The sequence below is a fragment of the Kiritimatiellia bacterium genome (assembly GCA_026417735.1).
Lineage (GTDB): Bacteria > Verrucomicrobiota > Kiritimatiellia > PWTM01 > PWTM01 > CAACVY01.
In genome coordinates, this window is sequence record JAOACR010000023.1 from 179,939 (window position 1) to 203,881 (window position 23,943).

21 protein-coding genes are annotated in these 23,943 nt (G+C 66.4%); 17 read left to right on the forward strand and 4 right to left on the reverse strand.

Translation table 11 applies throughout. The annotated features are described in order from the left end of the window. Position 1: 1 nt before the first annotated feature. A complete protein-coding gene (locus tag N2652_12310) occupies positions 2-769 on the reverse strand; it encodes a hypothetical protein (GenBank protein MCX7819968.1) in 768 nt (255 codons plus the stop codon). A gap of 155 nt (positions 770-924) precedes the next feature. On the opposite strand from N2652_12310, the gene N2652_12315 reads away from it, so the two are divergent. The 15 genes from N2652_12315 (at position 925) to N2652_12385 (ending at position 17,262) form a co-directional block, all read left to right on the forward strand. Beyond that, the gene (locus N2652_12315; GenBank protein MCX7819969.1) at positions 925-1,263 is read left to right on the forward strand and encodes a BON domain-containing protein; all 339 of its coding nucleotides are present in this window, start codon (positions 925-927) and stop codon (positions 1,261-1,263) included. Then, positions 1,263-2,414, forward strand: coding sequence for a hypothetical protein (locus tag N2652_12320; GenBank protein MCX7819970.1), 1,152 nt, complete (start codon positions 1,263-1,265; stop codon positions 2,412-2,414). Before N2652_12315 ends, N2652_12320 begins: the two co-directional genes overlap by 1 nt. A 13-nt stretch (positions 2,415-2,427) precedes the next feature. Further along, positions 2,428-3,468, forward strand: a complete 1,041-nt coding sequence (locus N2652_12325) for a glycosyltransferase (GenBank protein ID MCX7819971.1) — start codon at positions 2,428-2,430, stop codon at positions 3,466-3,468. Between the two features lie 176 nt (positions 3,469-3,644). Next, the gene (locus tag N2652_12330; GenBank protein MCX7819972.1) at positions 3,645-6,794 is read left to right on the forward strand and encodes a non-lysosomal glucosylceramidase; all 3,150 of its coding nucleotides are present in this window, start codon (positions 3,645-3,647) and stop codon (positions 6,792-6,794) included. 107 nt (positions 6,795-6,901) lie between these two features. After that, a complete protein-coding gene (gene tpiA / locus N2652_12335) occupies positions 6,902-7,666 on the forward strand; it encodes a triose-phosphate isomerase (GenBank protein MCX7819973.1) in 765 nt (254 codons plus the stop codon). Between the two features lie 33 nt (positions 7,667-7,699). Continuing rightward, positions 7,700-8,188 (forward strand): preprotein translocase subunit SecG, encoded by a 489-nt coding sequence (secG, locus tag N2652_12340; protein ID MCX7819974.1) that lies wholly within the window; start codon positions 7,700-7,702, stop codon positions 8,186-8,188. A gap of 52 nt (positions 8,189-8,240) precedes the next feature. Then, positions 8,241-8,885, forward strand: coding sequence for a pyridoxamine 5'-phosphate oxidase (pdxH, locus tag N2652_12345; protein MCX7819975.1), 645 nt, complete (start codon positions 8,241-8,243; stop codon positions 8,883-8,885). Between the two features lie 64 nt (positions 8,886-8,949). Next, the gene (locus N2652_12350) at positions 8,950-9,366 is read left to right on the forward strand and encodes a secondary thiamine-phosphate synthase enzyme YjbQ (GenBank protein MCX7819976.1); all 417 of its coding nucleotides are present in this window, start codon (positions 8,950-8,952) and stop codon (positions 9,364-9,366) included. Between the two features lie 134 nt (positions 9,367-9,500). After that, positions 9,501-10,598: a ketol-acid reductoisomerase gene (gene ilvC / locus N2652_12355; GenBank protein MCX7819977.1), complete on the forward strand. Its 1,098-nt coding sequence runs from the start codon at positions 9,501-9,503 to the stop codon at positions 10,596-10,598. A 45-nt stretch (positions 10,599-10,643) separates the two neighbouring features. After that, the gene (locus tag N2652_12360; protein ID MCX7819978.1) at positions 10,644-12,038 is read left to right on the forward strand and encodes a thioredoxin family protein; all 1,395 of its coding nucleotides are present in this window, start codon (positions 10,644-10,646) and stop codon (positions 12,036-12,038) included. A gap of 184 nt (positions 12,039-12,222) precedes the next feature. Then, positions 12,223-13,176 (forward strand): GTP-binding protein, encoded by a 954-nt coding sequence (locus N2652_12365; GenBank protein MCX7819979.1) that lies wholly within the window; start codon positions 12,223-12,225, stop codon positions 13,174-13,176. Between the two features lie 9 nt (positions 13,177-13,185). After that, complete coding sequence (locus tag N2652_12370) at positions 13,186-14,409, forward strand: putative DNA modification/repair radical SAM protein (GenBank protein MCX7819980.1); 1,224 nt, start codon at positions 13,186-13,188, stop codon at positions 14,407-14,409. Further along, positions 14,406-15,194 carry a TIGR03915 family putative DNA repair protein gene (locus tag N2652_12375; protein MCX7819981.1) on the forward strand — a complete coding sequence of 263 codons (789 nt, stop codon included), beginning with the start codon at positions 14,406-14,408 and terminating at the stop codon, positions 15,192-15,194. Before N2652_12370 ends, N2652_12375 begins: the two co-directional genes overlap by 4 nt. 63 nt (positions 15,195-15,257) lie before the next feature. Further along, positions 15,258-16,766, forward strand: coding sequence for a sulfatase (locus N2652_12380; GenBank protein MCX7819982.1), 1,509 nt, complete (start codon positions 15,258-15,260; stop codon positions 16,764-16,766). A 142-nt stretch (positions 16,767-16,908) separates the two neighbouring features. Further along, a complete protein-coding gene (locus tag N2652_12385; protein MCX7819983.1) occupies positions 16,909-17,262 on the forward strand; it encodes a hypothetical protein in 354 nt (117 codons plus the stop codon). A 610-nt stretch (positions 17,263-17,872) separates the two neighbouring features. Here N2652_12385 and N2652_12390 read toward each other — a convergent pair. Further along, on the reverse strand, positions 17,873-19,456 hold the full coding sequence (locus tag N2652_12390; protein MCX7819984.1) for an FGGY-family carbohydrate kinase: 1,584 nt from the start codon (positions 19,454-19,456) through the stop codon (positions 17,873-17,875). A 97-nt stretch (positions 19,457-19,553) separates the two neighbouring features. Between N2652_12390 and N2652_12395 the strand changes: the two genes are divergently transcribed. Both N2652_12395 and N2652_12400 read left to right on the forward strand, forming a co-directional pair. After that, the gene (locus tag N2652_12395) at positions 19,554-20,525 is read left to right on the forward strand and encodes an NAD-dependent epimerase/dehydratase family protein (GenBank protein ID MCX7819985.1); all 972 of its coding nucleotides are present in this window, start codon (positions 19,554-19,556) and stop codon (positions 20,523-20,525) included. After that, entirely contained in the window at positions 20,525-21,697 is a 1,173-nt protein-coding gene (locus N2652_12400; protein ID MCX7819986.1) for an MFS transporter, read from the forward strand. Before N2652_12395 ends, N2652_12400 begins: the two co-directional genes overlap by 1 nt. Before the next feature lie 210 nt (positions 21,698-21,907). Here the strand turns inward: N2652_12400 and N2652_12405 are convergent, their stop codons facing one another. Both N2652_12405 and purB read right to left on the reverse strand, forming a co-directional pair. Then, a complete protein-coding gene (locus N2652_12405) occupies positions 21,908-22,372 on the reverse strand; it encodes a hypothetical protein (protein ID MCX7819987.1) in 465 nt (154 codons plus the stop codon). A gap of 233 nt (positions 22,373-22,605) precedes the next feature. Then, on the reverse strand, positions 22,606-23,898 hold the full coding sequence (gene purB / locus N2652_12410; protein ID MCX7819988.1) for an adenylosuccinate lyase: 1,293 nt from the start codon (positions 23,896-23,898) through the stop codon (positions 22,606-22,608). Between the last annotated feature and the right edge of the window lie 45 nt (positions 23,899-23,943).

Below are 23,943 nucleotides of genomic sequence, written 5' to 3' on the forward strand. Positions count from 1 at the left end.
CTCACAACCGGCGCCGAAGGCCGGCCGCGATCTCAATCCCGGACAGATCGTTGGCAACCTCCTCGTACAGCCAGTTCTCGCCGCCCGCAAAGTCTAGCTGGTAGCCGCCGCCGAGAAACCACTCCCACCGTTCCTCCAGTGGGCCGGTCAGCTCAAGCCGGGCGATTCCCACCAGACGGGGATCGAGATCCACCGTGTCTTGTACACGCGTCGGCCGGCCGTAATGATCGACAAACTCATACGTCATCGTGACCTCGGAACTGACGTACACGAACCGCAAACCCACTTCGCCGTTCAGCCGAAGCCGCTGCCCGGCTCGTTCGGCACGGTAGATCAGCGACGCGCCGACGGGCAGCGCAAGCGCAGACCCCCCCAAGTGAGGTCGGAGCACCGCTTCAATGTCCTCGAAGTACTCCCGCTCCTCGGCCGACCAGCGTTCCACGCCTACCCCCACCGCCAGCCCGAACGAGCGGGTCCACCACAACGACCACTGCAGTTCCAGCCCGAGCGCGTGGCGGTAATCCTTGTGACGTGGCAACACCACGCGCAGTCTCGCCAGCACCGCCTCTTCTCGCGACGGCTGCGCGCTCAGCGGTTCGGCGGGAACCGCGCGCACCTCTCCCTCCGCAACGGGCGGCTCCGCGGCCGCAGGCGCTGAGGACACCTCGGGCGGAGAGAGCACAGGCTGCGGCACCGGCGGCGCATCGGCCTGTGCGCTCCAGCCTGCAATCCCCAGTCCCGCGAGCAATCCGATCGTCACAAACTTCATGATTCACAGATTTTACCAGATTCCCGCTCCGCCGCACAGGGCGGCGGTGGAACAACGACCGCGCGCATGCCGAGTGGGCCGGCCAGGCGGTGTTTGAATCGGCTCCGCTGATCAGCTATGCTGCGCTCGTGGACATAACTGAGAGGGCCCTCGCAATGAACCGTTGGATTTCCGGTGTTTGGCTCGGCAGTGCGGCGTTGATGCTGTCGGTGATGGCGGGCTGCGCAACGGGGAACATTCAGCCCACCGCGGGTACCGACGACGATGCGATTGTCGTCGCGGTGCGTGAACGTCTGGCCGCCGACCCGATCACGCAGCGCTACTCCATCGGTGTGTCAAGTGTGCGGGGCTTCGTCACTCTCAGCGGCGCCGTGCCCATCGAGGCGCGCGCGCGCGCACTGTCGATCGCGCGCGGCACGGAGGGCGTCCGGGCGGTGGAGGACCGGATGTCGGATCGGCCCTGGTCGTCCACATTGACCCCAACGCGAAATTGATGACGGACTCGCGCGACGCCGTCTCCGCCGCCGATCTCGCCCACGACATCTACGAGACACGGGATCGGGCGGTCCGCCCGCTGTTCCGCTCTCCTCGACCCGTCCGGGAGCGGCGGCGCCGCGCCCGCCGCTGGGTGTCCGCGCTGGTGATCGTCGCCGTACTGTATGCGGGCGGAGGTCTGGTCTATGTGATGGTTCGCCGGCGGGAGGCACCGGCGACGCCGGCGCCGGCATCCCCGCCGGCCACCGCCGCTGCGCGAGTGGGAGGCGCCGCGGACGCAAGCCTTCTGACCACCATCGAGCGATTGCGGGAGCAGAGCCGGCGCGAGAGCGCGGATCTGCCGGAGTTTCACCGGCTGCTCGATCGCGGGCTGGTTGCAAAAGCCGGCGCGCTGGCCGACCGCGCGCTCGAAGCTGCGCCAGAGAGCATCGCCTGGCGCGCGGCGCGGGCACGCGTGCGGCTGCAGCTGGAGCAGCTGCGCGAAGCGGAGGAGGACTGTCTGGCCGTGCTGGCGGCGCAGCCCCGGAACGTCGAGGCGCGGGAGACGCTCGCGATGTCGCTGCTGATGCAGTCGCGGCCGGCGCCCGCCTACGCGGCGGCGCGGTGGGTCTTGGAGGACGATCCCGGGCGCACGTCCGCGCTCGAAATTGCCGCGCGTGCCGCGATCGAGGGTGGGCTGTATCCCGATGCGATCGTGCACCTCCGCCGCTGGCTCGAGCTGCGACCCGGTCTGGCGGTCGCGCGCGATCTGCTCGGACTGGCCTACCTACGCAGTGGCGAGTATGGCAAGGCGGCGTTCGTGCTGGAGGATCTCGCGCGCGAGCCCGCCGCAACCGAGGCGACTTTCCTCAACCTGGCGCTGGTGTACGCCGCGCTGCGGCAATCGGGCGACGTGACGCGCGTCTTTGGCGATGCGGCCCAGCGGCTCTCCCCGAAGACGGTCGTGCAGTGGTTTGCGCGCCCCGACTTTGCTCAGCTGCGGGACGACTCGAGGGTGATGGCGTTCATGGAACACCTGATCAGCGCCACCACGCCGGCGCTCTCGCTGCGGATGCCGGAGCGGCCGAGCGGACCCGGGGCGGGCGAGCTAACGCTCGGTCTCGCACCGCCGAGCGAGGCGATCTGGACGCGCCGGCGGGTGGAGCGCTGAGTCGGTTCGTCGCATGGTGCCGGCGCTGCCCGGAGCCGACAGCCCGCGCGTCTCGGTGCTGATGCCGTGCCGCAATGCGCGTTCGACGATCGAACGCGCCGTCGAAAGCCTCCGCCGACAGACGCTCGCGGACTTTGAGGTCGTTGTAGTGGACGACGGCTCCACGGACGGCACCGGCGCGTGGCTGCGCGAGTATGCACGGCGCGATCACCGGTTCCGTGTGATGCGTTCCAAATCGCGCCCCGGACTTGTCGCAGCGCTGAACGAGGGTCTGTCCCGCTGCCGCGCCCCCTACGTGGCCCGCATGGACGCCGACGACATCGCGCACCCGCGGCGGTTGGAGCTGCAGGCCGCATTCCTCGACGCGCATCCGGAGGTCGCCGTGGTCGCCGCGCGTGTTCGCGCTGCCGGCGATCCGCCTGGCCCCGGGTGGCGGCGCTATGTGAGCTGGGTGAACCGGCCGCTGCACCACGGCGCGATCGTCCGAAACCTGCTGATCGAGAGCCCGCTGCCGCATCCGTCCGTGATGGTCCGCCGCCGTTGGTATCAGCGCGTGGGTGGTTACCGCGAGTTCGACGGGCCCGAGGATTACGATTTGTGGCTGCGGATGTGGCGGGCCGGTGCGAAGTTTGCGCGGCTGCCCGACGTGCTGCTCGACTGGTGGGACTGGCCGGGACGGCTCACCCGAACGGACCCGCGCTATTCTCCGGAACAGTTCTTGCGGTTGAAAGCGCAGGCGCTGGTCGAGGGGCCGCTGGGCACCGCCGATGCGGTGATCATTTGGGGAGCGGGGCGGATTGGGCGCCGGCTGGCCCGCGAGCTGGAGCACGCCGGTCGTCCGCCTGCCGCATTTGTGGATATTGATCCGCGCAAAATCGGGCGACTTCGCCGTGGTCGGCCGGTGCTGGCGCCGCACGAGCTGCCCGATGCGATCGCGGGCCGTCGCGCGATCGTGCTGGCCGCCGTCGGCGCACCAGGCGGCCGTGCGCAGATTCGCGCGCGTCTTCGTGCGCTGGGATTGCGCGAAGGCCGTGACTGGTGGGCCGTCGCCTGAATGTCCACAATCGGAGGAGCGGCGGGTGGTCTCCGTTTTTCCCGCGGACAGGGCCCCCAATGATGCGTGGGTTGTGCGATGCAAGGACCCTGCGGGACCGCTCATTGCGGTGTGCGTCCTTCGTGTCCTATACTCGCAAACAGCGGTCTCATTGGTTGCGATGGAGGCGCTGGCCAATGGTACGCAAACCAACTGGAAGCAGTAATCTTCACCGGCGTCGGTTCTTGGCGCTCAACGCCTATACCGTGGCAGCGACGTGGTTGGGCTCAACGGTATCGGCCGCGTCGCGGCAAATTCGGCCGGACTTTGAGCGACTGGTACCCGCGCTGAAAGGCTTGGATCCCAGCTGGATCGCAGGACTCACCGCTCATTCCGAGCCGCTTCGGGCCACATGGCCGGAGTCGAAGTGGATCGGCATGCCAGTTGGGGGTATCTGCGCCGGACAGTTGTATTTGAGCGGGGATGGCCGGTTGTGGCTCTGGGATATTACCAATGAACATCGGCCGACCGCGACAGAAAGCTATCGGAGTCCGAAGGAGCCTCGCTCGCCGGTGCGGCAGGGGTTTGCGATTCGTTTGCTTGACGAACCGCCCCATCTTCGCCCGCTCGATCATACAGGTTGGGAGACGGTGGAATTCACGGGCGAGTACCCGATTGCGCAGGTGGTGTACCGTGATGGTGCATCGCCGCTCGAAGTCCGCCTGGAGGCGTTCAGCCCGTTCGTGCCCTTGAATGCGATGGACTCCGCGCTGCCCGCCACCGTTCTGCGATTTACCGTCGTCAACCGGGGCTCGAAGCCGGTTCGGTTCGAGTTTGCGGGCTGGCTGGAGAACATGGTCCGTCGGCGTAGCGGATTGGGGCGGGACGAAGTGCGGGTCAATCGCGTAGTAACGACGGAATGGGGTCATTGCTTGCTCGGCGGTGTCAGTGAACGGCCTGCTGGTGCAGCCCAAGCGGAGCGACCGGACATCGTGTTTGAGGATTTTGAGCGGGAGACCTATGCACCTTGGCATGTCGAGGGGACAGCGTTTGGTCAAGGCCCGGTGCGGCAGGCGGATGTGCCCCCCTATATGGGGCTGCTCGGGATTCATGGTGAGAGGGCGGTCAATTCACATGCGGCGGGATCCGGCTCAGTAGCCGAACGAGACCGGGCGACTGGTGTTTTGCTCAGCCCTCCCTTCCGGATCGAGCGGCACTACATCCGGCTGCGAATCGGTGGCGGTGCCCATACGGGGCGAACCTGTGCGGAACTGTTGGTGGATGGGCAGGTGGTGCGGTCCGCGACCGGCCGGAACGTGAATCGGATGGAGCCGGTGGTTTGGGATGTGCGCGAGTGGGCCGGCCGCGAGGCGCGCATTCGGATCGTGGACCGTGCCAGCGAGGGGTGGGGACAGATCGGGGTGGACCATATTGTCTTCACGGACGCAGGTCCCACACCCGCGGAAATGGCACGCCGACCGGACCACGGCAGCGTTGCACTCGCGTTGATCGGCGGTGCAGACCGTTCGGCCGCAAAGGTGGCAGGGGAGCTTCCGGCCGCCGCGTTCGATGCCGGTGGGACAGCTGAGGCGGTTTCGATCGTCGAGCCGCTGGTAGGTGCCCTGGTACGCCGCTTCGAGCTGCCGCCGGGTGATCGCCAGGAGATTGTGGCGGTGCTTGCGTGGTACTTCCCCCATCTCGAGGAGGTGCCCGCGTTCGGCAGTCTGGCGACCTCACGACGGCGCTGGTATGCATCGCGTTTCCGCGATGCCGCTGAGGTGGCCGCCCATGTTGCGACGCGGCTCGAAGAATTGACAGGCCTGACGCGGTCATGGCGGGACACGTGGTATGACACCACACTGCCCCGCTGGTTGATGGACCGCATCGGTGCCACGGTCTGCAATCTCGCGACCAACACCTGCATCTGGTTTGATGACGGCCGCTTCTACGCGTGGGAAGGTGTCGGCTGCTGCGCGGGTACTTGCACCCATGTCTGGCAGTATGCGCAGGCGGTGAGCCGCTTGTTTCCGGAGCTGGAACGCAGCGCCCGCGAGATTGCCGATTTCGGGCATGGGTGGGATCCGACGACAGGCGCAATCTGGTTTCGTGGTGAGCACCACCGAGGCTGGGCAGTGGACGGACAGGCGGGCACCATTCTTCGTGTCCTCCGCGAACATCGAATGAGCGTTGACGACACGTTCCTTCGCCGCCTCTGGCCACGGGTGCGACGCGCAATCGAGTTTCTCATCGGGCAGGACGGCGATGGTGACGGGTTGCTCGCGGGGCGACAGCACAACACGCTGGACGAAGACTGGTTCGGCCCCGTGGCATGGTTGAGCGGGATGTATCTCGCCGCGCTGCGGGCGGCCGAGGCAATGGCTCGGATCGTCGGCGATGCCGCCACGGCAGAGCGTTATCGCGCGCTGGCCGAGCGCGGCAGCGAAACGCTGGTTCGAGAGCTGTTCGATGGCGAGTACTTCATTAACATTCCCGATCCGGCGCATCCGACCGCGGTGAACTCCGGCACCGGCTGTCTGATCGACCAAGTCTACGGCCAGTGCTGGGCCTGGCAGCTCGGTTTGCCTCGTGTGATTCCCCAGCGGGAAACATTGTCCGCACTGCGGGCGATCTGGCGCTACAACTTTGTGCCCGATGTCGGCCCCTGGCGGCGAGCAAATCCGGACGGGCGTTACTTTGCGATGGACGGCGAGGCGGGCGTGGTCATGTGCACCTTTCCAAGGGAGGATTGGGACTTCCAACGTGCGAAGGGCGGTCCGGATCGACCTGCGTCTCACGCGCAATATTTCAACGAATGTTGGACGGGGTCGGAGTACCAGTTGGCGGCGCACATGATTTTTGAGGGTCTGGTCACCGAGGGCCTTGCGATCGTGCGCGCAGTGCACGACCGCTACGCGCCGGCGAAGCGCAATCCATACAACGAAATCGAGTGCGGCGACCACTACGCACGTGCCCTGGCAAGTTGGGCAGTGCTGCTGGCGTTGTCGGGTTTCGAGCACGACGGCCCCGCCGGTCTGCTCGGCTTTGCGCCGCGTCTGACGCCGGACAGCTTTCGCGCGCCATTCACCGCGGCCGGAGGTTGGGGGACATACGAACAGCGCCGAGAAAATGGACGATGGCGCGCGCGCATCACCGTGCGGTACGGGCGTCTCCGCCTTTCGGAATTGCGATTGTCGCCGCCCCGCCGCGCGCCAGTGGAGGTGCGTCTGGCGGGCCGGGCGGTTGTGACGCAGAGTTCGGCAATGCCCGACGGGCGACTCGCACTGCGCTGGGTGGAGCCGCTAGAGGTGGGACCCGATGGACCGCTCGAGGTAGAAATTGCTGGCTGACCGACCGCGGTAGAGGACGCACGAAGGGCAGGACTGTCGTGATGGAGGGCCGGGGTTGTGGCATCGAACCGCCTGGGATAGACTGCTGCGCTCGTGTTTGAGAAAGGATGACCGCGATGCGTACGCCGATTGTGGCCGGCAATTGGAAGATGCATAAAACCGCCCGTGAGGCCGCCGCGCTCGCCGCGGAGATCCGGGGCGCGCTGGCAGGCTTTGCCGCCGTGGAATGTGTGCTCTGCCCGCCGTTCACGAGCCTTCGGGCGGTGCGCGAGGTGATTGCGGATACCCCGATCCGGCTTGGCGCGCAGAACGTGCACTGGGAGAACTCAGGCGCGTTCACGGGGGAAATCTCCGCGGCCATGCTGGTGGAGGAAGGATGCCGATATGTGATCGTCGGCCACAGCGAGCGCCGGCAGTACTTTGGAGAAACGGATGACACGGTGAACCGCCGCGCGCGCGCGGCGCTGGCGGCGGGGCTGTGCCCGATCGTGTGTGTCGGCGAAACGCTCGCGGAGCGTGAAGCCGGCCAGACGCTCTCGGTGATTGAACGCCAGGTGCGCGCGGGCCTGGCAGGGCTAGTGGGCGCGGATTGGGACCGGTTGGTGATCGCGTACGAACCGGTCTGGGCGATCGGCACTGGCCGCACCGCAACCGCCGCGCAGGCACAAGAAGTGCATGCGCTCATCCGCCGGTTGCTGGGCGATCTGGCCGGCGGGGCGGCGTCGAGGGTCCGCATTCAGTACGGCGGTAGCGTGAAGCCGGAAAATGCGGCGGAACTGTTCCGCCAGCCCGATGTGGACGGCGGGTTGATCGGTGGCGCCTCATTGCAGGCCGCCTCGTTCGCCGCGATCGTGCGCGCGGCGGCGCGTTGAACCGGCGGCGGGTGCAGACGGGAGACTCGAGTCATGGAGGTTCTGAGAGGTTTGCTGGTGGTGATCGAGGCGCTACTGAGCCTGATGGTGATTGGTGTGATCCTGCTGCAGAAATCGCGGGAGCAGGGGCTTGGCCTCGCGTTCGGCGCGAACATCGGCGAGACGATCTTCGGTTCCCGGGCCGGCAATGTGCTGACGCGCGCGACGATCTGGCTCGCCTCCCTGTTCATGATCAACACGGTTGTGCTGGCGATCCTCTTCAGCGGGCGGCGCGAAAGCCTGTTGGAAAAAGCCGAGGGAGCACGCGCAACCACCGAGCAACCCGCACGACCGGCCTCCGCCACCCCGGCACCGGCGCAGCCGGGCACCGCCCCTGCGCCGACTGCACCCGCCGCTGGAACGCCGATTACCGTGCCAGTGACCGTGCCGGCGCCCACGGTTTCGCCGGCCCCGGCCTCATCCCCAGATGCTGCGGCGTCCACCCCGCCGCCGTCGCCTCAACCGGCGCCGCCAACTCCGTAGGAACCAGCGGGGCCGCGTTCCACCTGGAGATACGCGGCAGAAAGATCCGGCCATGTCCGTGATCGCCAGAATCGCCGGCCTGCCGGGCGTAGTGTTCGGCCTCCACGAGCGCGCGCTGGATCCGAATCCGATCCGTCAGTTTCACCGCTGGCTGGCCTTTGCGCGTCGCGCCGGCTGTTTCTGGCCCACCTCGTTCTGCCTGTCCACCGTCGGTCTGGACGGACGCCCGGCCGGCCGCATGATGCTGCTGAAAGGAGCTGACGAGCGCGGATTCGCCTTCTACACGCATGTGGTCGGTCGCAAGGCGGAAGAGCTCCGCCAAGTCCCCCACGCCGCAATGACCTTCCACTGGAACGAACTCATTCGGCAAGTCCGTGTCGAGGGCCGAGTAGAGCCCATCCCCCGGGAGGAGGCCGAGGCGTACTTCGCCACTCGTCCTCGCATGAGTCAGATCGGTGCATGGGCCTCGCGCCAGAGCCAGCCGCTCGCGTCGCGTCGCGAGTTTCTCGAACGGTGCCGCGAGATCGGCCGTCGCTTCCGCGGCCGCGAGATACCGTTGCCGCCCCACTGGGGCGGCTACCGCGTGGTGCCGGCGACGATCGAGTTCTGGCAGGGCCGACCCAATCGGCTGCACGACCGTTTCCGATATACGCGGACGGGCGGTGGCACCTGGACGATCGAACGGCTCTACCCGTGAGCCTTTTTTGCCTGATGCTGCACTCCCGCGCCGCACAACAAAACCCTGGAGAGTTCGGACCACGATGAAAAGCTACCGTCACGAACTGACCTTCCACACCCCAACCCGCCGCGCCTTTCTGAACATCACACCACAGGTCGAGGAGGCGGTGCGCGCCAGCGGCGTGCGGGAAGGACTGTGCCTCGTCAACGCGATGCACATCACCGCCAGCGTGTTCATCAACGACGACGAGCGCGGCCTCCACCAGGACTTCGAGCGCTGGCTCGAACGTCTCGCGCCGGAGAAACCCTATGACCAGTACGCCCATAACGGTGCGGAGGACAATGCCGACGCGCACCTGAAGCGCCAGATCATGGGGCGCGAAGTCGTTGTCGCGATCACCAACGGCCGGCTGGATTTCGGCCCGTGGGAGCAGATTTTCTACGGTGAATTTGACGGTCGTCGCCCGAAGCGCGTGCTGATCAAGATCATTGGGGAGTAACCGCAGGCCACGCCGACGCAGGGCAGACCGCCAAGCGTTTGCGGTCGCGTGGTTCCCCGCGTAACATCGCCCTTTCGTGCGGGCCTGCGGCGCAGGCCGCTGTAACCCCCGCACGGCGCGAAAGGATACCCGTCATGGCAGTGATTGATTTCGGCGGCGTGAAGGAAACGGTCGTGACTCGCAAAGAGTTTCCCCTTTCCCGCGCCCGGCGTGTGCTGCGCGAGGAAACGGTGGCCGTAATCGGCTATGGCGTGCAAGGCCCCGCCCAGGCGCTGAACATGAAAGACAACGGCATCCGCGTGATCGTCGGCCAGTCGCGCCAGTTCCCGAAGGACTGGGACCGCGCGGTCGCGGACGGCTGGAAGCCCGGGGAGACGCTGTTCGATGTCGAGGAAGCCTGCGCGCGCGGCACGATCATTCAGCTGCTCGTGTCCGACGCGGCGCAGCGCGTCGTGTGGCCGACGGTCCGGCCCCATCTGACGCCGGGAAAGGCGCTGTATTTCTCCCACGGCTTCTCGATCACCTATCGGAAGTACACCGGGGTCGTGCCGCCCCGGGACGTGGATGTGATCATGGTCGCGCCGAAAGGCTCCGGGCTGAATGTGCGGCGAAACTTCCTCACCGGCGCGGGCATCAACTCGAGCTACGCGATCTTCCAGGATGCGACCGGCCGTGCGGAAGAACGTTGTCTGGCGATTGGCATCGCGATCGGCTCCGGCTACCTCTTTCCGACCACGTTCGAGCACGAGACGGTCAGCGATCTGACCGGCGAACGAGGAGTGCTGATGGGCGCGCTCGCCGGCATCATGGAGGCGCAGTACGAGGTGCTGCGCGCGAACGGCCACTCCCCCAGCGAGGCGTTCAACGAAACCGTCGAAGAGCTCACCCAGAGCCTGATCCGGCTCGTGGACGAAAAGGGCATGGACTGGATGTTTGTGAACTGCTCCGCGACCGCGCAGCGCGGCGCGCTCGACTGGAAACCCCGCTTCAAAAAAGCGACGCTGCCGGTGTTCCGCGAGCTTTACCGGCGTGTGAAGAGCGGCGCGGAGGCGCTGCATGTGATCCGCACCTGCAGCCGGCCCGGCTACGCAGAGCGAGTTGCAAAAGAACTGGCCGCACTCCGCGACTCGGAGATGTGGCGCGCTGGCGCGGCCGTCCGTGCGCTGCGCCCAAAGGAGCCCGCCCGTCCAATCACTAAGGGCACGAAAGGCGTCGGCGGCCGCTCGTACTGAGCCGCCGCCCGGCGCCCTCCGCGCCGAACACGGAGGAACCATCGCGTGAGCCGGGCCGTACTGTTGGAGGCGATCGCCGGCCGTACCACTCCTCGTCCAGCCTGGGTTCCGTACGTGGGCTGCCACGGCGGACGGCTGATCGGCCGCCCCGCCGACGAGTACCTGCGCAGCGCCGATCTCATTGTGCAGGGTCTCACTACCGCCGCCGCGCTCTACCGTCCCGACGGACTGCCGGTGATGTTTGACCTGCAGCTCGAGGCGGAGCTGCTCGGCTGCCGGCTCCACTGGGCGCCAGACGTGCCACCCTCGGTGGTGGATCACCCGCTGGAAACCCGGCCACTGAACTCGTTGCCGCCGTTCGATGCCGCCAGTGGTCGTCTGGCGGTCGCGTTCGACGCGCTCGCCACGCTCCGCGAGCGCTTCGGCGACGAAATCGGCTGGTACGGCCTCGTCTGCGGCCCATTCACCCTCGCCAACCACTTGCGCGGCCACTCGCTGTTTTTCGACATCTGTGATGAGCCCGCCCGCGTGGACGAGCTGATGGCGTTCTGCCGGGACATCGCGATCCGCTCCGCCACCGCGTGGATTGCCGCCGGCGCCGATGTGATCGCGATCGTGGACCCGATGGTCAGCCAGATCTCCAGCGAGGATTTTGAGCGGTTTGTCGTGCCGCCCCTGAACGAGGTGTTCGACGCGGTCCGCGCGCGCGCCCGGCCGGTTTCGTTGTTCGTCTGTGGTGACGTCTCGCGCAACCTCGAGGCGATGTGCCGGACCCGAGCCGACCACATCGCGGTGGATGAGCAGATCTCCATACCCCGGCTCCGGCAATTGTGCGCGGCGGCCGGCAAATCGTTCGGCGGCAACCTGCGCCTCACATCGGTGCTGCTGCTTGGCCGACCGGACGACGCACGGCGGGAGGCGCTCGAGGTGATGGATGCCGCCGGCCCGACGGGCTTCGTGCTGGCGCCGGGCTGCGATCTGCCCTACGCGACCCCGCCCGCGAACCTCCGCGCGGTCGCCGAAATGGTGCACGACCCCTATGCGCGGGAAACCGCCCGCGCGACGCTCGGCACCCGCCCCGATGAGGACTTCGACGACGTCGCGCTGCCCGACTACGCGGCAGTTGACGGGGTGGTTCTGGACGTGATCACGCTCGATTCCACTTCGTGCGCGCCCTGCCAGTACATGATGGAAGCGGTCCGTCGAGCGGCCGAGGCGAGCGGCTGCCGATGCTTCATCAACGAGCACAAGATCAAGGTCCGCGAGGGCCTCGGCGTGATGAAAAAGCTCGGCGTACGCAACCTGCCGACCGTCTGTATTGACGGCGAGGTGCGGTTTGCCTCGATCATCCCCGACCCGAACCAGCTCATCGCTGCGATCCGGGACGCCGCCGCGCGCCGCGCAGTGTCCGCGAGGGGCGACGCGCCGGCGTCGCGCTGACGCAGCCCTCGGCAGCGACACCTCGCGGTGCTCGCCGGCGTGTGCTCTCCGGAGTCCGCCACGCCGCGGTACGGTTCAGGCGAGGCACCGAAATCGAATGCGAGCCCGTGTGGCAGGACCGGGGACCGGGCTGTGATTGGGTTCGATCGCGGTGAATCAAAAAACCCACTAGGATCGTCGGCCGATGGCTGAACACGAGGGTTGTCCGATGACGTCGCACGGCGGGCGGCGCGTCCCCGCAGCGCTCGTCGTGGGCTTCCTCGGCAGCGGGAAAACGACGCTGCTGCGGCGGATCGCCAGCCGTCCGGGCGGGCACCGGTTGCTGTTCCTCGTCAACGAGTTCTCCGCCGCGGACGTGGATGGCCGGATTGTGCGAATGGACGGTGGCGAGGTGATCGAACTGCCCGGTGGCAGCATCTTCTGCCGATGTCTGGTCTCCGCGTTTGTGTCCGCGCTGCAGCGCCTGGCCGACCTCGCTAGCGAACGCACGGTGGACGGGCTGGTGATCGAGGCCAGTGGCATGGCCGACCCTCGCGTCACCCGCGAACTGCTGCAGGAGACCGGCCTGGATGCCCGGTATGAGCTGCGGCGGATCGTCGCGGTCGCCGATGCTCGGCGGCTGGTTCGCCTTTCGCGCACACTGCCGGTGCTCCGCTCCCAGATCGAGGCGGCCGACCTTGTTCTGCTCAATAAATGCGACCTGGCGACGCCTGTGGAAGTTGAGGCCGCCGAGCGCTGGATCCGCGAAGTGCGGCCGGACGCCGACGTGCGCCGCTGTGTGCGTGCGGAAACGGATGCCGATCTGCTGGCCACCCCTCCCGCAGTGCCGGAGGTCCGCGGTACGCTCGCGAGCTGTCGCGACCCCGCGTTCGATGCGATCGAGTTCTCCCCCGCCGATGACATCAACCTCGAGGCGCTCGCCGCCGCTCTTCGGCTGTGCGCCCCGGCTCTGCTCCGACTGAAGGGGTTCGTCCGGTGCGGGGGGCGCCCCCTGCTGGTCCAGTGGGATGGTGAAACATTTTCGGCCGAGCCCGCGCCCGGCGCGCCGGTTGCGCCGCTGGCCGCAGTGGTCCGCGGCGGCACCGCGGACAGTGTACGGCGGCAGCTGGAGGCGGTGTTGCGGCCGGCTGCCACCTAGGAGCCGGTGATGGACCTCGAAACCAAGCTTGCGCTGCTCTCCGCGGCGGCGAAACACGATGTCTCCTGTGCATCGAGCGGTAGCCGCCGCACCGCCCGCAGCGGAATCGGGTCGACCATCGCGGGCGGGATTTGCCACACGTGGTCGGACGACGGCCGCTGCATTTCGCTGCTGAAGATTCTGTTTTCGAACCGCTGTGCCTACGACTGCGCGTACTGCGCCTGCCGGGCCAGCCGGCCCGGACCCCGCGCGACGTTCACGGTGGACGAAGTCGTGCGGCTCACGATGGAATTCTACCGCCGCAACTACATCGAGGGACTGTTCCTGAGCTCCGCCGTGGTGGGCAGCCCGGATGCGACGATGGAACAGCTCGTGCGCGTCGTGGAACGGCTGCGCCGCGACGAAGGGTTCCGCGGCTACATCCATCTGAAGACGATCCCCGGCGCCAGCCCCGAGTGGGTCAGGCGGGCGGGCCTGTTTGCGGACCGGTTGAGCGTGAACATCGAGCTGCCCAGCGAGGCGTCGCTGCGGCGGCTGGCCCCGGACAAATCTCGCGCGGACATCCTCGGCCCGATGGAGCGGATCGCCGAATGCATTGCGGAAAACCGTGAAGATCGGCGGCGGATCCGGTGCGTGCCGGCATTCGCGCCGGCCGGCCAGAGCACCCAGATCGTCATTGGCGCATCGCCCGAGCCGGACCTGCAGATTTTGCGGCTTTCACGTGCGCTGTACCGGCGCTACGGGCTGCGCCGCGTCTATTACTCCGCCTATGAGCCGGTCGGCGACGATCCCCGCCTACCGTCGCCGGATCAGCCTCCCGACCGCGTGCGGGAACATCGGTTATATGAGGCCGACTGGCTCGTCCGGCTCTACGGGTTTGAACCTGAGGAACTGGTGGACGAGTCGGCGCCGAATCTGGATCGGGAGCGAGATCCGAAACTTGCATGGGCGCTGCGGCACCCCGAGCGGTTTCCGGTGGAGATCAACCACGCCGATCGCGAAGAGCTGCTGCGCGTGCCGGGCATCGGCATCAAGTCCGCCGCGCGAATTCTGCAGACCCGCCGCTTCGCACCGTTGCGGCCCGAGGACCTCGCGGCGCTCGGTGTCGTGCTGCGGCGCGCGTGGCCGTTCATCGAGTGCGGCGGCCGCCGCGTGCCACCACCGCCGGGCGCGGCGACGGAGGCGCTCGGCCCACACCGGTTTCTGCAGCCCGAGCTGTTCACGTCGCTGTGACAACAACGACGATCCGCCATGACGGTTCGGCTGACGGTCTCCTCTGCGCACTCGCCGCTGCGCTGCGGAGCGGTGAAACCACCATCGTCGAGGGCCCCTCGGGTGGCGTCGCAGAGCAGCTCCCGCTGGGCGAAACGTCGGTACCCGCGGACTCCGGTACTGCGGAGACGTTCCTGCGGGAGCTGCGGCAGCAGCTCGGCGACCGCTGGGTGCGGCGCGTGTTGCGGCTTTGCTGTGCGGAGGATCCCAGCCGCGATCGGCTTTTGCTGGAATGGCTTCGGCTCGCGCAACGGTACGGAGCGGACGTGGATGGATACCATGCGCATCCGGTCGTCCGTGCGGCGCGGCGGCTGGAGCGGCGCGTTTCGCTGGAAACTCACCGGTTTCAGGGCCTCCTCCGGTTCCGACGGCTCGCGACCGGCCGCCTCTGGGGGCCGATTGAACCGGATCATGACATTGTGCCGCTGTTGGCCCCCTTTTTCCGCCACCGCCTCGGCGCGGAAGCGTGGCTGATCCATGATGTCCGGCGCGGCTACGGCATTGGCTGGACACCCCCCGCGCTGGAATTGCGCGGCTGGACGGCCGCTGAAATTGAGAGGGAGCTTGCCGGCGGACTGCACGCTTCCGAACTCGCGTATCAATCGCTTTGGCGGACGTTCTACCGCTCCGTCTCGATCGCGGCGCGCCGTTCGCCGCGTCTGCAGCGCCGCTGCATGCCGGTACGTTACTGGCGCCATCTCGTGGAGCAGCCCGGCGAGGGCGGTGAGGCGACCGCCACGCGCTGAACGGGGAGCCGTTTGTTTTTCCGCGCGGTTTTTCCACAATACCGCCACCAAGGAGAGGATCTCGTGAACCGACCGATGCTATTGTTTCTGCTGCTGGCAGTGGTCGCGCGCGGCGCTCCCGGTCTGCCCGACACCAGCCGGATGAACATTCTGCTGATTGACATCGAGGACTGTAATGCCGCCGCACTCGGCTGCTACGGAAATCCGATCTGCCGCACACCCAATCTGGACCGCCTCTGCGCCAGTGGGGTTCGCTTCGACGCGGCCTACGTGCAGGGGATCGCCTGCAATCCCTCGCGCACATCGTTCCTCACCGGCCTGCGACCGCGCACCACCGGCGTGCTATCCAATCAGGACGTCATGGAGAAGCATCTGCCACCGGGCACGATCACCCTGCCAGAGGCGCTGAAGGCGGCGGGCTTCCAGCTCGCGAACGTCGGCAAACTGTTTCACGGTGACTACGGCCTACGCCGCCTCGCCGCGTTCGATCGTCTCGAACACTGCCAGCGCCCCCCGGGCTGGAGTGGCCCACCGCCAATCCTCTCGTTCCCGGCGCGTAACCGCTCGGTAGCGCAGAACCCGCCACCTCGAGACACCAACAGCGCCGAGTACCGTGAGTGGAAACGGCGCATGTCCGATCGTTACGGCGATTCCGGCCTCGACTGGGAGGAGGAGGGCGACTACCGCATGGCCGCCACCGCCGCGGCGCTGATCCGCGAGTACGCAAAGACCGGCCAGCGCTTTTTTCTGTCGGTCGCACAATCCCGCCCGCACACACCACTGCTTGCTCCCAAACGGTTCCTCCAGATGTATGACTCGGAGAAAATCCCTGATCCTCCCGCGCCACCCTCCGCGCTCCGGCATTTTCCGTATATGAGGCGCGCGACGGGCGGCAATCCGGATATCTTCACGCAGCGTCAGCCAAGCCCCCGCGAAGCGCGCGAGGCCATCGCGGCCTACTACGCATGTCTTTCCATGGTGGACGCGAACGTCGGTCTCCTGCTGGACGCTCTGGACCAGACCGGACTGGCGACGAACACGATCGTGGTGTTCCTGGCCGACCACGGCTTCCACCTTGGCGATCACGGGTTCTGGTCGAAGTACTCCATGCTCGAAGCCACTCACCGCGCGCCGCTGATCGTCCGTGTGCCCGGTGCGCCCGGCAACGGTCGGCCCTGCCGGAGCTTCGTGGAATTCATTGACCTGATGCCCACTCTCTGTGAGCTGGCCGGCGTGCGGCTGCCGCCGAATCTCGAGGGCATCAGTTTCGCGCCGTTGCTGGCGGACCCCGACCGACCCTGGAAGACGGCGGTCTTCATCACAGAGGGCGACTCGGAGCGGGGCGATGGCGTGCGGACTGCGAAGTACCGCTATCTGGAGTTTGAGAAAGGTGAGATGACCGCCGCGCTGTTCGATCTCGAACGCGACCCCTGGGAAACGAATAACGTGGCCGACGACCCGGCGTACGCCCAAATCCGCGCGGAGATGGCCTCGCTGCTTAGAGCTGGTTGGCGCGCCGCGCTCCCCGCCGGTGTCGCGGTTCCGCCGGCAGCCGGCGGGACCTTGCCGTAGCGCCCGCAGCGTCTCCCCCGCTTCGTTTGCGGGACGCCAGCTCGTGGGAGCCGTCCTCGAGCGCACAACCAATGGTGCGCAACTCCACAGCGCGGAAATGTCGCCCGCCGCCGCCTTCTTTGAGACGGAAAGGAATCGGACCATGGTCACCGACCGAACGTCTCGTAGCTGCTGGTGGTTGCGCCCGGCCGTGGCCGTGCTGGCGGGAACTGCCCTCACGCTGGTGCTCACCGCACTGCATCTGGCACCTCCCGCGGCGGGGCCGATGGTGCGCGAGTCCCGCGGAATGAAGTTCGTCTATCATCCGGTCGCCGGCCGGCTCGATGTTCTTCGGGAATCGGGCGCCGCGTGGCGCGTCCACCGTGTGCCGAGAGCCGAGGGTGAGGCGCTGCTGAATGTTCATCGGCCCATGGCGGTACTTCGGGAACGCTTGCTCTACCACTTCCCAACTACGCTCACCAGTGCGGATGGGCGGGCCACCGGTACCGAGCATTGAGAGCGCGGTGATGTCTCCGCAGATTTGGGCGTTGGTATGCCGCCCGTGCCTGCGTGTCCCACCCAGGCGATGCAGTGATTCCGGCCCCGCCACCATCCCCTGATCGCAAAGGTGCGCAAGCCGGAACGTGGCGATCTTTCGGCTTTTCGTCGGCCGGCAATCGAATTTTGCGGTCCCTGGCTCCCACCCCTTAAGAGACTGTGTGCAAGTAGAGCGCGGATTTCAGTGCCACCAACGTTCTTCAGCACTGATTCGGTCGAACTCGCGACCTATCTGCTGGCGACGTGCTCGAAGGCGCGGCCCTCCCGGATGACATGAACGTGCGGAGCTCCGACCCCCCGCGGGGGATCTCCGCCGCGAACGCTTGTGTTGTCGCTGCAGAAGTGTGCGCGACGCCGGCTCTTTCGGGGATCGAGCCGGCCGCGGCATATCGCTCTCGGGGCGGAGCAAGGAGGCGGTCGCGGCGTCCCATCGTTGGACGACTTCGAGCCCGCGCCGTCCAAGATGTGGAAAAAAGCGACGTCAACCCGACCGCTCCTGGACGGTGTTTGAACGCGCAGCGTTTCCGTCACCGGCAGCGACAGGTGTGTCCGACGCGAGCGTCGCCGTCTCACGCGCCGGCGGTCTTCAGAGCCTCCTGTTCGAATGCCACGTAGGCGGACTCCATCGCGTCGTAGGCCGCGATTGCTTCTGGCTTCGGGTCCACGCGTGAGCCGGCCACCGGCTCGGCGAAGCCGTGTACGATCTGCGTCCAGTCCGGTGAGCGGCCCGCGGCCATCTCTGCGGCGTGATACGCGCGCAGCGCAGCGCCGAGCGCTGCACTTGCGGTGGTTTCAAAGCGGTGCACTGGACAGGCGTGCACATCGGCCATGATCTGCAGGATCTCGGTGTTTGCGGAGGCACCACCGGTCGCATAGATGCAGGCCGGTCGAATTCCCATCCAGCGGGTGTGGATGCGCATCGCCATCATCTGCGCCTCGACAACCGCGCGACACATCGCTGGGTCGCCCGGCTGAATACCGCGCCGCCAGACGCCGGGCTTCAGCACGCGGGGTGTGATCTCCGGTTCGTACCAGGGCAGTACGAGTGCACGGCCGTCCAGCGCGGGCGGAGTTTCACGAATCGCGCGGGAAAAACCGGCCCAGTCCAGGCCGAGCTCGTCGCGTACTCGCTCACGGGCGAGGGAACCGTTTTTGAAGCAGACCAACGTCATGTAGCCGCCGGTGGGGGAGCCGAACACGTGGCCTTCGCCACGTTCGGAAACCCGACAATGGTCCATCGCGCCGAAGTACGTGTCGCTGGTGCCGAGGCTGATCGCCACCATGCCGGCGCGGACCAGCCCCAGGCCGACAAGGCTGCAGGGATTGTCGCCTGAGCCGACCACGATCTGGGCGGAGGGCGAAAAGCCATAGCGGCGGACAAAATACGGCGAGACCGGCCCCACCACCGTGTGAGACGGCACGATGGGAGGCAAGCGACGTGCGAGGTCCGGCGCGGTTGCCTCGAGCGCCGCGGGGTCCCACCGCTTGGTGGCGATGTCCATGAGATTCATCCCTGCACCGTCGCCCGGATCGATCGGCGCAATCCGGCCGGCGAGAATCGAAGGAATGAACGACGAAACCAGCGCAATGTGAGCGGTCCGAGCATAACCGGCGGGATCGGTTTTCCAGAACTTGCGGATCTGCGGGCCGGTGAACCGTTCGAACGCGGCGGAGCCGGTCCGCCGCGCGACCGCGGCCGCACCACCGAGGGCGGCGGTGATCTCGTCGCACTCGACGGAGGTCGAGGAGTCCATCCAGATCGGCGAGGTGGCGCGCGCGAGCACCGGCCGGAGGGATGCTGCCAGTCCCTTTGCCGGATCGAGCTCTGCGAGCGCCGCGGGTGCGCCGGCGGTGAGGTACACCGATCCGTGCTGCTGACCTGAGACAGCGACCGCCGCAACGTTCGAAAGCGCCAGCCCTTCCGAGACCAGTCGCTCGAACATTCGGTCGAGCGCGGCCGCCCACATCAGCGGCGGAGCGTGGACGACCGTTGGGTCCGCCGCGCGCAACACACCATTGCGGGTGCCGTACTCGGGAAGCTCCGTATCAAAATTTAGCGACCGTTCCGCAACGATTGCTCGAGCGTCCGGATCGATCAGAATCGCGGTCAGGCTCTGGGTGCTGGAATCCAATCCGAGAAACCATCGTGACATCGCGCGTCTCCACCGGTTCCGATTTTTCCTGGGCTGTGCTAGCATCCCCGCCCGCTCCGGTCAACCAGCGCAAGGCCGGACGGCGGAGAGACTTTGCATGAAGACAGTTGTCGTGTGCGGCGCGGGCGGATTCATCGGTCACCACCTCGTGCGCCGGCTGAAAGCCGAAGGCGCGTGGGTGCGCGGCGTGGACATCAAACGGCCGGAGTTTTCGAAGACCGCCGCGGACGAGTTCCGGCTGCTCGATCTCCGTGAGCCGAAAAACTGTGTGAAAGCGGTTACGCTCGCCAACGGCCAGGTCGTGGACGAGGTCTATCAGCTGGCGGCCGACATGGGCGGGATGGGGTTCATCCACTCCGCCGAGTGTGAAATCATGCACAACAGCATGCTGATCAACGTGCACATGACTCATGCTGCCGCGACGCTTGGCGTGAAGCGGTACTTCTTCTCCTCGTCCGCGTGCGTATATCGGAACATGCAGATTGGAGAGCCAGAGATGGACGAATCCGGCGCCTATCCCGCGATGCCGGACAACGAGTACGGCTGGGAAAAGCTCTATTCCGAGCGCATGGCGATGGCCTATGGCCGAAAGTACGGAATGACTGTACGCATTGCGCGTTTTCAGAACTGCTACGGTCCGGAAGGAACATGGCGAGGGGGGCGGGAAAAAGCGCCGGCCGCGATCTGCCGCAAGGTCGCCTGCGCACCGGATGGCGGCGAGATCGAGATCTGGGGCGATGGCACCGCGGTCCGATCCTACACATATATTGATGACATGATTGACGGCATCGTTCGGCTGATGCAGTCCGATCTCGAGGGGCCGGTGAACATCGGCTGCCCGCAATATGTGAGTGTCCGCGAGCTTGTCCAGACGGTGGCGGAGGTGGCGGGGAAACGAGTGCGCATCCGTTCGGTACCGGGGCCGGTGGGCGTGATGTCGCGCAACTTCAGCAACGCCAGAATTGAGTCGATTGGCTGGCGCTCGCGGTTCGACCTGCGCAGCGGCATCGAGCGCACTTACCCGTGGATCCTCGACCAGTGCCGCAAGGCCGGTCTGGTACGGGATTGATGCCGGCAAGCGTGCGCCGCTGGGGTGTGCTGACCGCAGCGGTCGCGATGCAGCTGTGCCTCGGCGCAACCTACTCGTGGGCGGTGTTTGTGGCGCCGCTGCGGCGCGCCGGCGCTCTGTCCCAGGCTGCGGCACAATTGCCGTTCACCGTTTTTTACTATGTGTTTCCGCTGACGATGACCGTGCTGGCGTCCGTGGGGAGCCGGCCCGCACCCCATCGCTCCGCCATGCTCGGGGGGGTCTTGTTCGGCGCGGCGTGGGTGCTGGCAGGCAGCGGACCAGTGTCCGCCGGCTGGCTGGCGGCCACGATCGGAGTGGCAGGGGGTACCGGGGTTGGCCTGGCGTACCTGGTGCCGGTCTCCACCGCGATGGCGTGGTTCCCCCGCCATCGGGCACTGGTAACCGGCGTTACGGTCGCCGGTTTCGGCGGCGGTGCCGCGTTGCTCGGCCGACTCGCTGACCTTGTGATGAGCGCACTGGCCTGGTCCCCCCAGCAAACCCTGCGGGTCTTCGGCTTTGTGTTCCTCGCAATTGTACCGGTCGCCGCGTGCGCAATGCGGACGCCCGCGGACGGTGCAGACTCTCCACCCGGTGAGCGCGCGGAGCTGCGCGAGGTTCTCAGCTCGAGCGCATTTCGCCTGCTGGCGCTCACGTTCACAGCCGGACTCTCGGCCGGCCTTGCGGTAAACGGCAACCTCCGACAACTGGGCGGCTCAGCGGCCAACGAGGTGTCTCTCGTTCCGCTCTTCGCGCTCGGCAATGCGGCGGGACGAATCGGTTGGGGGGCGCTGGCCGATCGTACCGCTCCAGGTCCACTCTTGGCGGCCAACCTCGCCGCATGGTCCCTGCTGCTGCTGTGCGGCGTCTTGTGGACCGCCTCCGCGGGCAGCCTCCGGTTGTTTGCCGCACTGGCAGGGCTGCTCTACGGGGGCGTACTTGTGACGCATCCGGCCGCCGTCACCTTCCGTTGGGGACGGCGGGAGTTCATGCGCATTTATGGCTGGCTCGCCGCCGCCCACGTCATCGCCGCCTGGGCCCCCAGTGCCGCCGGTTGGGTCTATGACCGCACCGGCACCTTTCAGCTTTTCTTCGCTGGGTTAGCAGTGTTGACGGCTTTGACGTCTCTCGTCGCCTGGTACGGGCGGCACGCCCTTGCCGCTCCGCGGGATTGACTCTCGAGAGGCGCCTCCTGCCCTTGGCGCTGGCCGGTCGCCGGCCAGCAGTTCCGTGCGTTCCACCAGCTACCCCCCGAGTATGCTTTGCAGCTCCGGCCAGGGAGCAACCGCACAGGCAACCGCCGCAAGAAACAGCAATGACCCCCCCCACCCTTCGCGAACTGCACGAGACGGCTGACAGGGTCGCCTCCGGCAATATGCCGAAATTTACTTCACGTGATCCGGGATTTTGTACAGATCGCGAAACTCGTTCTGCCGCTTCAAGGCAGTGATCGCGGACTCAATAACCGCCTTTAGTTCAATGAGGACAGCCTCGGTCATTTTGTCCGCTTTAATTGCCTCCAACAGCGCCTCGGCAAAGGGGCGACGGCTGATGGTGAGCAGATTCACGGCCAATCGCATCGTGTCAATCGGTGTCTTTTTAACGGGCGCGGTTTCCGTCCTCGACGCCGACGGCGTCACGGGTTTCGACTTGATTCCCTCTTTTTGCTTCTTACGTAGGTAGGCCAGAGCTTCGTCGCGCTGGGGACTGGGGGGGTCTGACTCAATCGCACCAAACACCTGCTCACATGTGGCCTTGTCGCCCGCCAGCCAGGCCTCCACCCATGCTTCACACCGCGGCTTGTATGGGCCCAATGCCGCTGCTTTCGGACCAGGAATCTTGAATGTCATCTTCGGTTGTCGTTCTCCGGATGCGATACGACGCGTCGGATCTTCCAGACATGCCCGTTGGGCAGCGCACCGACGCTTAGCGCTGTACCTCCACAATACCACTCGACAGTGCTGGAGACAACCGCGCGTTCCGGCCTGCACGAGGCTACCGCCAGCACAACTGTTCTGCAGTCATCGGTTGGAGATGCCATGCAACGGGGGACTACAATGGGGGACGGAATTCCCGCCTCGGGCTACAGACCCAGCTTTCGGAATTTCCGGTTCACATCACGAAAATGCCGGCGCAAGTCGAACAATTCGTCGAGCTCGTCGGCTTGCAGATGCGCGCGGACCTCGGGTTTCGACGCAATCACCTCGCGGAACTCGCGACCGCTCTCCCACACCTCCATGGCGGCCTGTTGCACGACCCGGTAGGCGTCCTCTCGCGACATTCCGCGCTCGGTCAGCCGCAGCATCACCGGCTGCGAGTGGATCAGCCCGTGCAACAGGTTCAGATTCGAGATCATGCGGTCCGGGAACACCCGCATGTTTTCGACAAAATCTGCGAGCTTGGCGAGCATGTAATCGAGTGCGATGGTCGCGTCGGGCAGCAGCACGCGCTCTGCCGACGAGTGTGAAATGTCCCGCTCATGCCACAGCGCCACATTCTCATACGCGGCCAGCGCGTAGCCCCGAATGAGCCGTGCCATGCCGCACAATCGCTCTGCGAGAATGGGGTTCTTTTTGTGCGGCATCGCGGAGGAGCCTTTCTGACCGCGGCCAAAAAACTCTTCCACCTCGTGCACCTCGGTACGCTGCAGGTGCCGAAACTCCTGCGCCCATCGTTCCACCGACGTCGCAACCAGCGCCAGCTGGGCGACGTATTCGGCGTGCCGATCGCGCTGAACAATCTGCGTGGAAATGCGGTCCGGGCGGAGGCCTAGCTTGTGGCATACGTACGACTCGACCGCCGGATCGATGTGCGCGTGGGTGCCCACCGCACCGGAGAGCTTGCCGACTCGCACAATTTCCCGCGCGCGCTCAAGCCGCTCGACCGCTCGCCCGAACTCGTCATACATGAGTGCCATTTTGAGCCCGAAGGTGATTGGCTCGGCGTGAACACCGTGCGTGCGGCCGATCATCGGGGTGAACTTGTGGCGACGCGCCTGCCTTGCTGCCGCAGCGCGCACCGCCCGCGCTCCGCGGATCAGCAAGTCGGCGGCCTGCACCATCTGCACCGCAAGCGCGGTATCGAGAATGTCGCTGCTGGTCAGACCGCGATGAATATGCCGCGCAGCGGGGCCGACGTTTTCCGCGACGTTCGTGAGGAATGCGATGACATCGTGGTTAGTGGTTGCCTCGATTTTGGCGATGCGATGCACGTCAAATTTCGCACGCCGCCGGATGAGCGCGAGATCCCTCGCCGGGATTTCGCCCCTCTTGGCCATCGCCTCGCATGCGAGAATCTCGATCCGCAGCCAGATGCGAAAGCGGTTTTCATCGGACCAGATTTCGGCCATTTCCGGCCGCGTGTATCGGGGGATCACTGCGGCACCTCCTTGCAGATTCCCGATTGACGCATCCGCGGCGGC

Bases quoted from the DNA above. Each gene is read 5' to 3' on its own strand.
- N2652_12320 (MCX7819970.1), top strand. From the start codon at position 1,263: ATGACGGACTCGCGCGACGCCGTCTCCGCCGCCGATCTCGCCCACGAC.
- N2652_12310 (MCX7819968.1), bottom strand. From the start codon at position 769: ATGAAGTTTGTGACGATCGGATTGCTCGCGGGACTGGGGATTGCAGGC.
- N2652_12395 (MCX7819985.1), top strand. From the start codon at position 19,554: ATGAAGACAGTTGTCGTGTGCGGCGCGGGCGGATTCATCGGTCACCAC.
- N2652_12370 (MCX7819980.1), top strand. From the start codon at position 13,186: ATGGACCTCGAAACCAAGCTTGCGCTGCTCTCCGCGGCGGCGAAACAC.
- N2652_12390 (MCX7819984.1), bottom strand. From the start codon at position 19,456: ATGTCACGATGGTTTCTCGGATTGGATTCCAGCACCCAGAGCCTGACC.
- pdxH (MCX7819975.1), top strand. From the start codon at position 8,241: ATGTCCGTGATCGCCAGAATCGCCGGCCTGCCGGGCGTAGTGTTCGGC.
- N2652_12315 (MCX7819969.1), top strand. From the start codon at position 925: ATGAACCGTTGGATTTCCGGTGTTTGGCTCGGCAGTGCGGCGTTGATG.
- N2652_12350 (MCX7819976.1), top strand. From the start codon at position 8,950: ATGAAAAGCTACCGTCACGAACTGACCTTCCACACCCCAACCCGCCGC.
- N2652_12325 (MCX7819971.1), top strand. From the start codon at position 2,428: ATGGTGCCGGCGCTGCCCGGAGCCGACAGCCCGCGCGTCTCGGTGCTG.
- secG (MCX7819974.1), top strand. From the start codon at position 7,700: ATGGAGGTTCTGAGAGGTTTGCTGGTGGTGATCGAGGCGCTACTGAGC.
- N2652_12400 (MCX7819986.1), top strand. From the start codon at position 20,525: ATGCCGGCAAGCGTGCGCCGCTGGGGTGTGCTGACCGCAGCGGTCGCG.
- ilvC (MCX7819977.1), top strand. From the start codon at position 9,501: ATGGCAGTGATTGATTTCGGCGGCGTGAAGGAAACGGTCGTGACTCGC.
- N2652_12365 (MCX7819979.1), top strand. From the start codon at position 12,223: ATGGCTGAACACGAGGGTTGTCCGATGACGTCGCACGGCGGGCGGCGC.
- N2652_12330 (MCX7819972.1), top strand. From the start codon at position 3,645: ATGGTACGCAAACCAACTGGAAGCAGTAATCTTCACCGGCGTCGGTTC.
- tpiA (MCX7819973.1), top strand. From the start codon at position 6,902: ATGACCGCGATGCGTACGCCGATTGTGGCCGGCAATTGGAAGATGCAT.
- N2652_12385 (MCX7819983.1), top strand. From the start codon at position 16,909: ATGGTCACCGACCGAACGTCTCGTAGCTGCTGGTGGTTGCGCCCGGCC.
- N2652_12405 (MCX7819987.1), bottom strand. From the start codon at position 22,372: ATGACATTCAAGATTCCTGGTCCGAAAGCAGCGGCATTGGGCCCATAC.